Source organism: Moorena sp. SIO1G6 (assembly GCF_010672795.1).
In the GTDB taxonomy this organism is placed as follows: domain Bacteria; phylum Cyanobacteriota; class Cyanobacteriia; order Cyanobacteriales; family Coleofasciculaceae; genus Moorena; species Moorena producens.
In genome coordinates this window covers 250,287-263,603 of the sequence record NZ_JAAHFZ010000010.1, presented here as the reverse complement: position 1 = coordinate 263,603, position 13,317 = coordinate 250,287, and the positions used below count along the sequence as shown (strand labels likewise).

Genomic DNA, 13,317 nt, shown 5'->3' with positions numbered 1-13,317 from the left:
GGGGACAAATCTCTCTAAGCCTTGTGTAGTGGGAGTTTCGGCTGGATCACATGTTTTTAGTCTAAGTTCCCATTGTAGTGCATACGCTAACCAAAAACAAGTTTTTACATGGCAGAGGAGTTGCATTGAACTATCGCGCAAAATTAAGCTAAAATAAATGGCAACAGTTTACACCCTTCACTGCACGAGTACGCTACAATTTATTCTAAGCAATAGGTTCAGCCGTTTTCCCAATCAGTATGTACCCAGTAGTACTATTGTTCTACAACCCTCAAAGCTAGGATTGGCAGTACTTTTGGACTTCTTTAGTACATGTGTACGGGGGAACTTCAGTCATGGATGTCTGCGGTTGGATTGTACAAGTCGTGCTCCGACCCCAACATAACCATTGGCTTCGTACTACTTAAAAAGCGTTGGGTAGTGGAGCGCACTTTTGGTTGGCTGATGGGGTGCCGTCGATTGGTCAGAGACTATGAACCTATCCCACTATTGTCCGAAAACTTGATAGACTGAAAATCAAGTAATCAGAAAAACTTGAACAGATAAATGCCAGGAAGATTTGAAGGATTAAGTGACATAGAATGGGAGCTGTTTGAAAAGATTTTGCCGTGTGAAGCGCAAAAGCGAGGTAGAGGTATGCCCCATGTACCATTCCGTTACGTTTTAAACACACTGCTGTACGTATTAATTACAGGATGTCGTTGGTGTGATGTGCCCAGAGGGGAACAGTGGGCATCAAAAAGTTCAGCACATCGATGGTTGAAACGATGGCAAAAAAACGGAACTTAGCGAAAAAATACAATGTAGAGTATTGGCGTACGCGCAAAATCGAGGGTTGATTAACTGGAATTATGGAGCCGTAGATGGCTCTTTTTCCCCCTGGCAAGGGAGGAGGTGAAGGAGTAGCCTATGGATATAAAGGGAAAGGAGTGTTGATACACACAGTCACAGAAGGTAATGGTATGCCCATGGCTTACAGCACCACACCAGCTAATGGGAGTGAACCGGAGCAGGTGATACCATTACTAGATAGCATCGCGCTTTGTTACAGGTAAACGGGGTCGTCCCAAGAAAAGATTCCGAGTAATAGCCGCTGACAAGGGTTACGACTCATTAGAGAAACGTTCACTGCTCAGAAAAAGGGGTATTAGACCCCAGTTCCCTAAAAGAGTTGATCAGTCCTTGGTGCATCGAGGTAGACCAATCAAAGATGATACACCACGATTTCAACAAGAACGAAGATTCACTTGGTATCAAAGGAAGTACCGACGTTTGGTGGTTCGTTGGGAACGCGGCTTGTGTTGTGTTCGATGCTTTCCTTGCCAAGCGCGACTATTCATATGTGGATTACTAAAATTATATTAGTGGGATAGGTTCATGAGTTGTTGCCTGAAACATCAGAGACATTCATTTACCTGGCCTAGATACGGATCATGGTTCGCCGCTTGGCCTAAAATTTGACCTCTCATCACTTTTCAAACATCCTCTAAGGATACCTAGGAGCCGTATGAGGGGAAACCTTCACGTACGGTATGACAGGAGAGGTGCTCCGGGTAATATCGGACATCGACTCTAATCAACGGCAAAAATTAGTTATATTACATATCTTTGTTTTTGTCAAGTACAATTTATACCAAACAAAATGCGATTACCCTGGTTTTACCCTAGCCAAAATCAAGTGTAACGTTTAGTTAACTAAATGCTCGTTGTTGAAAAATAGTTGCTAGCCTAAATAAGGTTTGATTTAAAAAAGCCTGTTTTAAAAGGTGCTCAGGTAAAGTTGAGATGAGAGGCAAAAATAGAGCCGAACAACAAAAAACAAAAAAAAGCTCGTGTTTTAAAAGGTGCTCAGGTAAAGTTGAGAGGAAGAAATAGAGTCGAACAACCGGAAAATTAGCCAACCATTAAAGAGTGTGAAGGATAGCCAAGCCTAAAAACAAAAGGCTAAAAAGGCGAATTCACCAAAACCGGCAATGCTAAACCTGGTATTCGGGATAGCTATGCTAGAGAAGATAACCAACAGAGGAAGAATAATGAAATTAGGAAAAGAATTCCTGTCTTTTTGCTTGGCAGGGGTTGTCATGCTAGGAATAGTACTTGGCTTTCCTACTAAAGCCCATGCACAACAGGCAAGCTTCACCAATATTCTCGTTGCGATTGATGCCCAAGAGATACTAGAAGACTACTGCAGGCCAACAGTGAACGGGGGTGTTATAGAATGGGTTGATTGTAAGGGCACACAAGCTCGTCCCCAGATGGTTAACACTGACTTCATTCACATGCTAGTGAAGCAAGATCGGGCTGTATCTTCGCAAGGCGGAGCAGAACTAACAATATCAGCAGCTCCAAGCGATGTAATTCGCTGGTCTAGTACATCATTTTCTAACAATTCTGCGTACACTGTTCCTTTGTATAAATTTCGCAAAATTGGAGGGGCGAGTGACCTGTTGAACAACCCTCAACACCTGGTTACAGAAAACTGTTCCGCAATCCCCAAGAGTGAGGGTAGGCAGGACATTCCAGCTTGTGGTCGAACTGGAGATGTAACTTACGGGGGTATAGAATTCAGGCGGCAACGTCAAGATGGGGATTTTTGGCAGGCCACTGTACTTGCAACCGGTCGGCAAACATACACTTTTGATTTCACTGTGTTGGATCAAAAAGGTGGAAGTCATGGCTTTTACCGATGGGATCCTTACATTATAATCAGCTACCGATGATAAATAACTTTTACTGCTGTAAAGTTATTTATCTTGAAAAATACTGAGTCTCAATATAGAGGAAGAAATAATATATTATTTCTTCCTCTTACGGCAATGCTAAGCACCTACACATAATTAATTGCCTACTCCCAATCTCTGTAACCCTTACATTGTAAGGCTTTGAGTTTTGGAAAATGTGTAATTAATTATTAATTTTGTGAACCTGCTTAAACCTGGTATTCGGAATCTAAGTACAGGACAAAAGTTTTAGAGAGTGCGAAAAGTCAGCCTGATTGTGGATAAAAGGATTTAAAACCAAATGCCGCAAGTAGTCAAATCCGTTCGCGAAATAAGCTCGCTCGCCGACGACCGTGTTTTTTAATAGTAATGGGTTGATACTGGTGTAACCACAAACCCGTTCCCATTGACCAACGAGCGTGCCAGTGTCAGCAGCGGCTTTAAGTTTGCGTAAACGCTCAGCTAATGTAAAGTGAGTAGACTCAAGGCAAAAGCGGAGGGTCAGCACCCACCCATCAGGAATCCCCATCCAGCTCACAACGATTTTGGCAATCTGGGCGTAATCCACCTCAAAGCCTCGAAAAAATCGCTCTGAGACGCAAGTAAGCTCGATTCCGGCAGTGCCCTGCCTCCAAACCCTAACGACAGCTCACAGAGATTGACGGTTTTTACCTTCAACAGAGCCAACAAGAACAGGGCATTAAGCGAGAGTCTGGCTCCATCCCAGCTCTTTATGCTCTTGGAGTAATTGCTTCAATTCGCGCTTATTGATTCATAGGGTTAAGGGCAGATTGTGGTATTTCTGATGAAACCCTATCCTGCTATTCATTTCAAGCTTTTTGTCCTGTACTTAGATTCGGAATAGCTATGCTAGAGAAGATAACCAAAAGAGGAAGAAGAATGAAATTAGGAAAAGAATTCCTGTCTTTTTGCTTGGTAGGGGTTGTCATGCTAGGAATAGTCCTTGGCTTTCCTACTAAAGTCTATGGACAAGAGCGAGTCATAACCAATGTTGTCGTTGCGATTGATGTCGAAGGGATACTAGAAGACCACTGCACGCCAACAGTGAACGGGGGTGTTATAGAATGGGTTGATTGTAAAGGCACAGAACTTAGCCCCCAGATAGTTGACAATAGATTAATTCACATGCTAGCGAATAACGGTCGGGCTTACAATTTACGAGAAGGAGCAGAACTAACAATATCAGCATTTCCAAGCGATGTAATTCGCTGGTCTAGTACATCATTTTCTAACAATGAGTTATACAATATTGTGTCGTATAAATTTAGCCCAACAAGAAGAAGAATAAGGCCGGATGTGTTGGACACTCCTAAAAAAATGGTTATAAAAAAGTGTGTCGCAGTCCCTATGAGTGAGGCTCGGCAAGACATTCCATCTTGTGGTTCAACTCCAGTAGTAAATTACGGGGGTATAGATTACACGCTGCAACGTCAAGATGGTGATTTTTGGGAGGCCACTGTACTCGCATTCGGTCGGCAAAAATACACTTTTGATTTCACTGTGTTGGATCGAAAAGGTGAAACTCATGGCTTTTACCGATTGTGTAATATAATTACAAATAGGCGTTTCTGGATTAAGCTATGAAACGCTAGGTAACCAGGGTAAGCGCAAGAATCAATAAGCTGTAGCTTATTGAGAAAAAAAGGGGATAATTATCAACAATTAAACTCTATTGAGAATAAAGTTCTACGAGATTATAGGGGTTTCGAGGCACGATCAACCGATATCCAGCCAATGCACATTATGGGCAATTTTTTCTTGCGCTTACCCTGGCTAGGGAACTGGAAGCTCATGGACTGAAGTTCACCTGTACAAATGTACTATCATAGCCCAAAAGTTATGCCAATCAAGGCTTTGAGTGCTGTAGAACAATAGTACTACTGGGTACAACCAGTTTGATAAAATGCTTGTACCTATTGCTATGATTAGATTACAGCGTACTAGACTAGTGTGGCGCGTACGCTTAGGCTATTCATTATAGCACAACTTAGTATCCCTAGGCCAGAAAACCCCGTAGCCATGTGAAGGTTTGTTTTTGAAATGTGTACGCTCTATAATAAAAAATTAATAGATGAGCGCCAAAATCAGCACTACATCAGGCGATGAATCGATTGGTACCCAGTAGTACATTAGTCCTACCTGTCAAAATGTAGGCACCGTAAGAGTTGAGGGATTCATAGTACACGTGTATGGGGGAACTTCAGTCTAAGGCTTTTTGGTCAGAAGCTGAGGAGGTAATAATTTGCCAGGCTGGGTCAGTAATAAAACGGTCGTATCGTTCTTGGTGAATTACTTCTGGCGAGGTTAATAAATCCCTAGTATTCGACCAACGGAAAGCACCAGCAAAACAGCAGTCGAGGATACCCAAGAAATGACGACAGGGTAATTGACTTAAAGCATCGTGTAACTTCGTCATGGGCAGATAACTATTAGTATCCCCCAGTTTGGCATCTTGAGGAATTAGGTAACCAGCCGGGCCATCATCGCCATTGAGAGCGACTCCATGACCAGCAAAGTAAAATAATAAGCGGTCATTTTCAGTAACTTGTTCGGGTAAGGTATGGGATAAAAATTTGTTAAACTTAGACAGAGTTGCCACTTCGTCTAGGCATTCCCAGACTTCGTAATCATGCTTCTCGCGGAGAATTTCTGCTAGTTGTTTAGCATCGTTGACGGCGGTGTTCAGGGTGGAAATGCCGTTTGTATAGTTATTAATACCGATGATAAATGCGAGGTTGCGGGAGAACATATAGCAGTTGGCGATTTTCTTAAATGCCAAATTATGGTTTTTTATGAAACAGGAATAACCCCTTATTAAGGGGCAGGTATATTTCAATATTCCTAAGCATTTAGCTAAGGCACTACCTGCTGAATGCTGAGTGCTAATAGCCGATTTTTAAGTGTCTATAAACTTATCTGGCTAACCCCCAAAAATTATGCAGCAAATTTTCAAGGGTGGCTCTCCCACAGGACTTACCCACGAACACTCTTAAGTCCCCATCTTTCCCCTATCGCAACACTCTTGCCCCTGTTAACTAGGCAACACTTCTGCCTATTACCAATTACCAGGCTTCATTGATAAATTGAACAAAATTGTTGGCTTCTCTAGGGCTAATGCTAACAAAAATAACCAGATAAATAATTAACATTAGGCTTAATGTATTGAACTCTCTCATTTCTAATTTCCTCAGAATAGTTAGGGATGAAATTACTGATTAACTTAGTAATTGAAGGTATAATAGTAAGGATTAGTAAGTATTCAGCTATCAACAGCTGATAGCTGATAAGGGTAGCTTTTCAACTAGCCCGTTAGCCCTAGACTGAATCCTGACATAGCTGTCGTTTAGAACTCTCCAATTAACAAGCTTTAATCAACTTCCTCTAGTTTCGTGCCTTTTTTCAGGTTTTGACAGTACCCTTGTGGGTACTCTTAATCCTGGAACTATTAGCTTTAGGACTGTAATTACTTAAAATAGCTATCTCTACAGAAGTTTTTCCCGATTCCCGATTCCCGATTCCCGATTCCCGATTCCCGATTCCCGATTGCTGATTCCCGATTGCTGATTCCCGATTGCTGATTCCCGATTCCCGATTCCCAATTCCCGAACCCAATTGAGAACTGTTATATTGGGTGGCATGGGTGCCTACAGCATTGAACTCCCTATCTGCCTAGCTTATAACTCCCTTTGATTGTGCGGTCGTTTTCTTTTGTCTGTTAGTCTTCAGATGCAACCCGTGGCGAATTTAATAATTAGATGCGGAAAGCCCACCTAATTGCCTTTTTCTCTGTTCACAAATTTTTCACTCTACCCTGATAGGATGTCGTACTGGTAGTTAATTGTAATAGAGGTTATTACCTCTATTGTTATTCAGGTGTTATTCAGGGCTGATTGACTGACAAAGCTCCTACAAACTATGGTGTCGCTGCTATCCCGCTAGGGGGTAAAACCCCTAGTTCATGTAGGGTGGGCAGTGCACCAGACAGATAATCAAGCTTGCAAAGGGCGTTGGTAGGCACTGCCCACCCTAGGATTAATGACTAGCTAGTTCATGTAGGGTGGGCAGTGCACCAGACAGATAATCAAGCTTGCAAAGCGCGTTGGTAGGCACTGCCCACCCTAGGATTAATAACTACCTAATAACTCAAGTCTGTTAAAACGGACTAGAGATAAAGGGTTGTAGTCGGTTGAAACCGACCTTAGCTATGAGCTGTGGACTTAAATCCATGGCAGGTTTGATGGCAAAGCCCAACATTGTTGAGTAAACCAGTATTCAAAGACAGACTAGGCAAGACTGAAACCTAATCTTTATATTCCCAAAAACCGGGATTTTAGGGATTGGTCAATAACATCTAAATCGGTAGCTCCTGAGTAGTTTGTAGCTACCTACTAATTGAAGTAGCAATAGGTAAGCCAATGGAAATTTTTAAGCAACGTCAGCAGCCAAAAGAAACTAATTCTCAAAGTGCTAATTTTTACTACTTTAGAGGAATTAGCCATCTAGTGGTGGGCAAATTTCAAGCAGCCATTCTGGAATTGAATGAAGCCATTGAGATTGACCCCAACCATGCTGCTGCCTATGACAACCGTGGCATATGCCTTCGAGAATTAGGTAAGCATCAAGAAGCCCTAGCAAATTTTCAAAAATCAGCTGCAATTTACCAAAAAAAGGGTAAAACGGATGATTATCAAAAGATAATAGCCAAAATTCACCACCTTTACTCACGGTGATTCGCTTAAGCCTGTGTAGTGAATGGTATAGGGCTAGGGGCAATGGCATTGGCAATAGGCAAGAGACAAGAGGCAAAAGTTAACTACAGGTGCGCTTTCCGCTTCAGGACTGACACAAAACTGGGCACTAAACGCTACAAGTAGTAGGTTGCGTTAATAACGCACCATACAGATAGTGTTACTACGGAAGTCCTGAATTCTTACTCTCGCCTTTTTCATAAATTTTCACAAAGCGCGTGATTAACTAGTGGGTTGTTCAAAGACTATGCACTATTGGTGAGGCTCGCCAACGGCATCTATTGATTAACTCATTTAACAATCATTTGTCAAATGTCATTAGTCAATTTCCAATTAACTTTGGAAATTGGAAATTGACTAATGACCAATGTTCGATTATTACTTGAAACAAAAGCACCCAGTCATGCAACTTGGTAAAATTCTGATTCGTAAACGAATTATTTCTACAAATCAACTCAATAAAGCCCTGGAAATCCAGTCTTTAACAGGAATCCAATTGGGAGAAATTTTGGTAACTAAAGGATTGATTGAATCTCAGGATTTGGAGCAAGCACTTTTGGAACAATATTGGCGAATAAATGGGTTTTGGGTGATTGACTAGTCCCACTGGATATAATTCAAAATTCAAACGCCAAAATTCAAACGTATTCCATCGTTATTATCTAAAGGTTTTGATAGCTTTGAATGGTATCTTCGGATTAGCTTTAGGGATTAGATATTAGAAACAATAGGAGCAATTGATCGCCTCCGTTTAATCACCCATCACACCCCATTTGTTACATCAAGTACGGCATCCGTTACTACATCCGTTACTACATACTTTACTACATCCGTTACTATAGCAATTGCTGAATTCACTGCTCCAAAGTCCCTAAAATCCAGAGATTTATAGCTGACCGAATTGAAAACCGCTGTAATTATTTAAATCCTCATCATTCATAAGATAAAACTGGAAATGAGAGTAATATTTTGCGATAGCGTCTTTGACCATAAACTGATAGAACCTGATTACGAAGAAGAGATTAAAGCTGCCAAATTAGCTGGCTTCATAACTTCCCTATTCAGCTTTGAAGACTTGACTGATGGCAAGGTAGCTCGTTCATTAAGGTATGTGGAAAATGCGGAAGTGGAGGAATTGGCTATTTATCGTGGATGGATGTTAACTCCTTTATCCTATGGGTTACTTTATCATGGACTTTTAAACAAGAAGATCAAACTGATTAATACTCCAGCAGAATTTAAATATTGTCACTATTTACCTGAGTATTATCCAAAAATCAATGCTTTAACTCCAAAATCGAATTGGACAGTGGGTCAGGAAATGAATAATTGGGAAGTGATTAATTCCCTGACCGATGAGTTTGGAAATTATCCTATTATTGTCAAGGATTATGTAAAATCAGAAAAACATAACTGGCAGGAAGCTTGCTTTATTCCAGATGCATCCAATAAAGACAACGTGAAGAAGATAGTAGAAAGGTTTATAGAGCTGCGAGGTTCGGCCTTGAATGAAGGGCTGGTGTTCCGAAAATTTGAAGAGCTGGAATTTTTAACGGAACATTCTAAAAGTGGTATGCCATTGACAAAAGAGTACAGACTATTCTTCGTTTTTGGTAAATTGGTAAAACTGTTTAATTATTGGGATGAAGGTGACTATGGTGATACAATACTAGACCTCACGCCCTTTATTGATGTTGCCCAAAAAATAGATAGTAATTTTTTCACGATGGATATTGCTAAGAATACTAATGATGAGTGGATTATTATAGAACTTGGTGATGGCCAAACAGCTGGGCTCCCAGATAATGCCAACAAGGAGGAATTTTATATGGAATTAAACAAAAATATAGGGCAGCATGTTTAATGTAAGCAGTCAGCAGTCAGCAGTCAGCAGTCAGCAGTCAGTCTTTGGCCTTGGCCGTTGGCCACGCTACGGGAATGGCTGATAGCCGAATGCTTACAATTACGCGAAGGCATTTACTGATAAAATTCCCCTAACGCTATCTCAATCAATAACTTGAAGCTGAATATGGGAGCAGTAAAGTCGGTGCTCACCCCCACTGCAGCCAGGGTTAGGGCAATATCGCTGGCCCTAGGTGGGGTAACCCTAGCCATTTCGGGAAACTGTGTTTTGGCCGACTATGCCTTGGCTGACATAGTTCCGGATGGGACATTGGGTAATGAATCGTCAGTGGTGATACCTAATACCACTGTCCGAGGAGAAATCGGGGATGTGATCGAAGGTGGCGCAACACGAGGTGCTAACTTATTTCACAGTTTCCAGGAATTTAATGTCGGAGAACTGCAACGGGTTTATTTTGCTAATCCCTCTGGGATCGAGAATATTCTAACCCGGGTAACCGGGGGGAATCTATCCAATATTCTAGGCACTTTGGGAGTAGATGGTGCAGCAAATCTGTTTTTGCTCAATCCCAATGGTATTGTGTTTGGATCCCAAGCCCAATTAGATGTAGCTGGTTCGTTTTTTGCCTCTACTTCCAATAGCTTGGTATTTGGTGATGGGCAGGAGTTTAGTGCCACATCCCCACAAGCTCCGCCACTGTTAACCATTAATATTACTCCAGGATTGCAGTATGGTAAGTATGACCCCAGGACAACAATTACAAATGCTGGGAATTTAACAGTAGGACAAGATTTAACTCTAGCCGCAGGCAATCTGGATTTACAGGGTCAACTCGAAGCTGGTCGGAATTTGACTCTGTTGGCAGAAGATACAGTCAACATTAGCGATAGTGTAGCGCAACCGTTTATCGCCAATGCAGGTGGTTTGTTCGTAATTCAGGGTAATCAGTCGATTACTATTGCAGCAAAGAACCATTCCGATAGCGGTTTATTTGTTGGTTCCGATTTACGGTTGCGATCGCCGGGTCCGATCACAGGAGATACTAACTATACCGTTGGCGGAAATATCAGCATCGAGCAGGCAGTTGGATGGTAACCCAGGGAATTTCATCAGTCCCAATGATCCCATTATTCTGGCCAATGGAGATGTTAGTTTAGGAAACTATACCGGAGCATCACTGCATATTTTGGCAGGAGGAAGTGTTACCGTTGGGGACATCGAAATTAACTCTACCGATACCGGAGATAATGCGATTAGCCCTAATAATTCCAATCCGTTCTTGGCTAGTCTGGCTAATGTGACCTTGTCCGATGAAGCGAGAACTTCTGTAGTGATTGATGGCAGTAAGCGACCTACCCTCGATATCCGGGCTGGTATAGATTGGACATTACTGGGAGGTTTTCCAGGAAATACCGATAGTGGTAACCTTGCTCCTAATTTTGGGACTGCTGCTACTAGTGCAAATATCGAAATTGGCAACATTGAGATTAAAGCACCGAATGGACTGGTATTGTTAACCAATCAGTATCAAGCTAACCCATCGTTAGTTAGTGAAACCCTGAAAATTAGTTCAATTCTGACTGGTGACGGTACCGTAGCTAACCTAGTCAATGATAAGTTTACGAAGTTTGAGATAGATAGTAGTAAGCAGAGGTTTTCAGGGAATGGTGGCTCGGTCTTTATTAGACCTCTTGCATAAGTCTCATAAACCTTGGTCAACACAAGGCAAAAGGCAAAAGGCAAAAGGCAAAAGGGCTAGATTTTGATTTCATATTTATTTTTGCAAGAGGTCTAGTGTGGGGAGTGTGGGGAGTGTGGGGAGTGGGGGAGAATTGAGGTAAATTATAAATTCAATGTTCGCAACTCTGACTTCCGACTCCCGATTCCCTACTCCCGATTCCCTACTCCCGATTCCCTACTCCCTACTCCCTACTCCCTACTCCCTAGATTTTAGTAATAATAAGGATTTTCCGGTTCAGGAATTTTCTTAATCCCACTGGCTTCAATCACCAGCTGGCGTTTATCATCGAGGGTTTCTGTAATCATGTTACCTTCAACTTCGATCCAGGTATCGGACGGATAATCATTACGGTTTTCAGTAAGTTTAACTGGCAAACCTAAAGGATAAGCGTCAGCAGCACAACAAGTAATCACAAACCGGGAAATTAAGATATGGTCTAGAGGGAGATTAGGATGAATCACTACAAAACCATCTACTTTTACCTTTTGACCGGTATAGGCATCTGGTTCAGGATAAACATTCAAAAGCTTGATCCATTCAATTAGGCTGCGCTTTTCAGGATTGCTAGCACTGCGGAAGGATTGCGGTTGCGATCGCGTTATGGTGGCGGAGTCGGCAATACCCCGGTGTAGGGCGGTTTGGCTAGTAAATGCTTTGGGTGTCACGATTAAACCAACCATTGCCGTAGCGATCAGGAAGCCACTACTCCAACTAGGGGGAAATAAGGTTGTATGTTGAGCAGCTGGCCTAGTTACTCCCTTACCTAACCGGTGTTGACGCTCTAACTTCAGCAGTTGGGATAACCTCAAGCCTGATATTAACAATAAAATTACACCAGTGATAATTACCAAGCTAAAGTAATTGGGATGAATTAATAAGCTTAACTGACCACTTAGCCAGTATTTCAACAATAAAACTCCCCATAACGCTAAAGAAATTACTTCTAAAAGAGGAATTGACCAGTTTCTCCTGTAGGAACTTTTTCTGGACAAACGTCCTGAATGCTTAGATGGATTCATGATTAACAAGCCAATGGATTGTAGGAGGATTTAAAATTTTATAACTCCCTACTCCCTAACTAACATACAAATTAATAAACAAAGTCAATAAAAATGTTAACTGCCCTGCTATGAGAAATAGGTAAATGATTGACTTGGTTTTAAATACCGATAACAGTAAGCCGATGGCTTTGATGTCAATCATTGGTCCGAAGACTAGAAATGCTAACAACGAGCCACTAGTAAAGGTTGAGGCAAAGGCGAGGGCAAAAAATGCATCGACGGTGGAACAGATGGATACTACAGCGGCCAATAGCATCATGGCCAAAATAGACATCACTGGTCCTTGACCGAGGCTGATGATAATATCACGGGGGATAACGACTTGAATTATGGCTGCGATCGCACTACCTAAAACTAGGATTGAGCCTAGCTCCCGAAACTCTTGTATAGCATTTTCGATAAATAGCTGTAGTCGGTCAGGCAAGGGTTTGCTTTGTATGTCCTGGCTAGGGGGTGTGTTTAAGACATTAGCGTCTAAGGCCAAGGGTGTACCAGATTGACCGAGTAAATATGAGCCTGATTGTAGTAATGCTGGCTTATCCTCAGCAAATTTCCTTGGTCTAGAGCGAAACACTGCTCGTTGCAGTAGGGGGCCTAAGTCTTTCTGAGTACTGAAGACACAGCCGATAAAAATGGAAATACTTAAGGAAAATAAAATTCGCAATACCCAGATTTCCGGCTGGTCTCGAAAGGCTACCCAGGTTGACCAAATTACTACAGGATTGATGGTTGGGGCTGCGAGCAAAAACCCAATTGCAACTGGTGCTGGTGCTCCCTGGCTCAGCAGCCGCCTAGCCACTGGCACATTACCACACTCACACACTGGGAACAAAAAGCCGACACAACTACCAAAAACTGCTCCTAGAAAGGGGTGGCGAGGCATACTAGCAATCAGCTTGCGCTCATCCACAAAAAACAGCAGTAAGCTGGAGAGAATAACCCCCAGTAGCAAAAAAGGTGTTGCTTCAACCAACAAACTCAAGAATAGGGTGAAGGCGTTGTTGAGCTGATTCATGCATTTCCTATTTATGCTTGAGCAACGTTATAAGCAAGACAAAAATCAAAGGTCAAAAGTCAAACACTAGTCTGTGGTAAGGCTTTTGGATACCACCGATAGGGAAATTTAATCGGGAAAACCTTACCTAATATCAGACGATTGTTT

The 13,317-nt window shown here is 42.1% G+C and carries 13 protein-coding genes and 4 pseudogenes; 11 read left to right on the top strand and 6 right to left on the bottom strand.

Annotated elements, in window-relative coordinates:
* Nucleotides 1-375: 375 nt before the first annotated feature.
* The 4 genes and pseudogenes from F6K63_RS12735 to F6K63_RS12720 form a co-directional block, all read left to right on the top strand.
* A pseudogene (locus F6K63_RS12735) lies at nt 376-513 on the top strand (transposase); the annotation flags it as partial.
* Nucleotides 514-546: 33 nt separating this feature from the next.
* Entirely contained in the window at nt 547-789 is a 243-nt protein-coding gene (locus F6K63_RS12730; RefSeq protein ID WP_071986781.1) for a transposase, read from the top strand.
* A gap of 74 nt (nt 790-863) precedes the next feature.
* Nucleotides 864-1,055 (top strand): hypothetical protein, encoded by a 192-nt coding sequence (locus F6K63_RS12725; protein WP_008178652.1) that lies wholly within the window; start codon nt 864-866, stop codon nt 1,053-1,055.
* 978 nt (nt 1,056-2,033) lie between these two features.
* Nucleotides 2,034-2,720: an AidA/PixA family protein gene (locus F6K63_RS12720; RefSeq protein WP_287267447.1), complete on the top strand. Its 687-nt coding sequence runs from the start codon at nt 2,034-2,036 to the stop codon at nt 2,718-2,720.
* 229 nt (nt 2,721-2,949) lie between these two features.
* Here F6K63_RS12720 and F6K63_RS37795 read toward each other — a convergent pair.
* Together F6K63_RS37795 and F6K63_RS37790 are read right to left on the bottom strand one after the other, a co-directional pair.
* A pseudogene (locus F6K63_RS37795) lies at nt 2,950-3,222 on the bottom strand (IS4 family transposase); the annotation flags it as partial.
* Nucleotides 3,217-3,492: pseudogene (locus F6K63_RS37790) on the bottom strand (IS4 family transposase); the annotation flags it as partial. The pseudogenes F6K63_RS37790 and F6K63_RS37795, both read right to left, overlap by 6 nt.
* A gap of 128 nt (nt 3,493-3,620) precedes the next feature.
* Here F6K63_RS37790 and F6K63_RS12710 point away from each other — a divergent pair.
* Complete coding sequence (locus F6K63_RS12710) at nt 3,621-4,325, top strand: AidA/PixA family protein (RefSeq protein WP_287267448.1); 705 nt, start codon at nt 3,621-3,623, stop codon at nt 4,323-4,325.
* Nucleotides 4,326-4,944: 619 nt separating this feature from the next.
* On the opposite strand, the pseudogene F6K63_RS12705 reads toward F6K63_RS12710, so the two are convergent.
* Nucleotides 4,945-5,490: pseudogene (locus F6K63_RS12705) on the bottom strand (caspase family protein); the annotation flags it as partial.
* A gap of 733 nt (nt 5,491-6,223) precedes the next feature.
* The gene (locus F6K63_RS12700) at nt 6,224-6,379 is read right to left on the bottom strand and encodes a hypothetical protein (protein ID WP_287267450.1); all 156 of its coding nucleotides are present in this window, start codon (nt 6,377-6,379) and stop codon (nt 6,224-6,226) included.
* Nucleotides 6,380-7,156: 777 nt separating this feature from the next.
* On the opposite strand from F6K63_RS12700, the gene F6K63_RS12695 reads away from it, so the two are divergent.
* From F6K63_RS12695 to F6K63_RS12670, 6 genes are all read left to right on the top strand, one after another.
* A complete protein-coding gene (locus F6K63_RS12695) occupies nt 7,157-7,471 on the top strand; it encodes a tetratricopeptide repeat protein (RefSeq protein WP_008191057.1) in 315 nt (104 codons plus the stop codon).
* A gap of 385 nt (nt 7,472-7,856) precedes the next feature.
* Complete coding sequence (locus tag F6K63_RS12690) at nt 7,857-8,090, top strand: cyclic di-GMP-binding domain-containing protein, MshE-related (protein ID WP_287312305.1); 234 nt, start codon at nt 7,857-7,859, stop codon at nt 8,088-8,090.
* A 354-nt stretch (nt 8,091-8,444) separates the two neighbouring features.
* Nucleotides 8,445-9,353 (top strand): ATP-grasp domain-containing protein, encoded by a 909-nt coding sequence (locus F6K63_RS12685; protein ID WP_287312304.1) that lies wholly within the window; start codon nt 8,445-8,447, stop codon nt 9,351-9,353.
* A gap of 183 nt (nt 9,354-9,536) precedes the next feature.
* A complete protein-coding gene (locus tag F6K63_RS12680) occupies nt 9,537-10,448 on the top strand; it encodes a filamentous hemagglutinin N-terminal domain-containing protein (RefSeq protein ID WP_287312303.1) in 912 nt (303 codons plus the stop codon).
* Nucleotides 10,408-11,052, top strand: a complete 645-nt coding sequence (locus F6K63_RS12675) for a hypothetical protein (RefSeq protein WP_131826926.1) — start codon at nt 10,408-10,410, stop codon at nt 11,050-11,052. Before F6K63_RS12680 ends, F6K63_RS12675 begins: the two co-directional genes overlap by 41 nt.
* A gap of 154 nt (nt 11,053-11,206) precedes the next feature.
* Entirely contained in the window at nt 11,207-11,344 is a 138-nt protein-coding gene (locus F6K63_RS12670) for a hypothetical protein (protein WP_165691825.1), read from the top strand.
* Here the strand turns inward: F6K63_RS12670 and F6K63_RS12665 are convergent.
* Entirely contained in the window at nt 11,304-12,113 is an 810-nt protein-coding gene (locus F6K63_RS12665) for a TIGR03943 family putative permease subunit (RefSeq protein ID WP_287252748.1), read from the bottom strand. The genes F6K63_RS12670 and F6K63_RS12665 overlap by 41 nt on opposite strands.
* A gap of 55 nt (nt 12,114-12,168) precedes the next feature.
* Nucleotides 12,169-13,170, bottom strand: coding sequence for a permease (locus F6K63_RS12660; RefSeq protein ID WP_008191045.1), 1,002 nt, complete (start codon nt 13,168-13,170; stop codon nt 12,169-12,171).
* Nucleotides 13,171-13,317: the final 147 nt, after the last annotated feature.

Bases quoted from the DNA above. Each gene is read 5' to 3' on its own strand.
- F6K63_RS12695 (WP_008191057.1), top strand. From the start codon at position 7,157: ATGGAAATTTTTAAGCAACGTCAGCAGCCAAAAGAAACTAATTCTCAA.
- F6K63_RS12725 (WP_008178652.1), top strand. From the start codon at position 864: ATGGCTCTTTTTCCCCCTGGCAAGGGAGGAGGTGAAGGAGTAGCCTAT.
- F6K63_RS12660 (WP_008191045.1), bottom strand. From the start codon at position 13,170: ATGAATCAGCTCAACAACGCCTTCACCCTATTCTTGAGTTTGTTGGTT.
- F6K63_RS12720 (WP_287267447.1), top strand. From the start codon at position 2,034: ATGAAATTAGGAAAAGAATTCCTGTCTTTTTGCTTGGCAGGGGTTGTC.
- F6K63_RS12710 (WP_287267448.1), top strand. From the start codon at position 3,621: ATGAAATTAGGAAAAGAATTCCTGTCTTTTTGCTTGGTAGGGGTTGTC.
- F6K63_RS12730 (WP_071986781.1), top strand. From the start codon at position 547: ATGCCAGGAAGATTTGAAGGATTAAGTGACATAGAATGGGAGCTGTTT.
- F6K63_RS12665 (WP_287252748.1), bottom strand. From the start codon at position 12,113: ATGAATCCATCTAAGCATTCAGGACGTTTGTCCAGAAAAAGTTCCTAC.
- F6K63_RS12700 (WP_287267450.1), bottom strand. From the start codon at position 6,379: ATGCCACCCAATATAACAGTTCTCAATTGGGTTCGGGAATTGGGAATC.
- F6K63_RS12670 (WP_165691825.1), top strand. From the start codon at position 11,207: ATGTTCGCAACTCTGACTTCCGACTCCCGATTCCCTACTCCCGATTCC.
- F6K63_RS12690 (WP_287312305.1), top strand. From the start codon at position 7,857: ATGTTCGATTATTACTTGAAACAAAAGCACCCAGTCATGCAACTTGGT.
- F6K63_RS12685 (WP_287312304.1), top strand. From the start codon at position 8,445: ATGAGAGTAATATTTTGCGATAGCGTCTTTGACCATAAACTGATAGAA.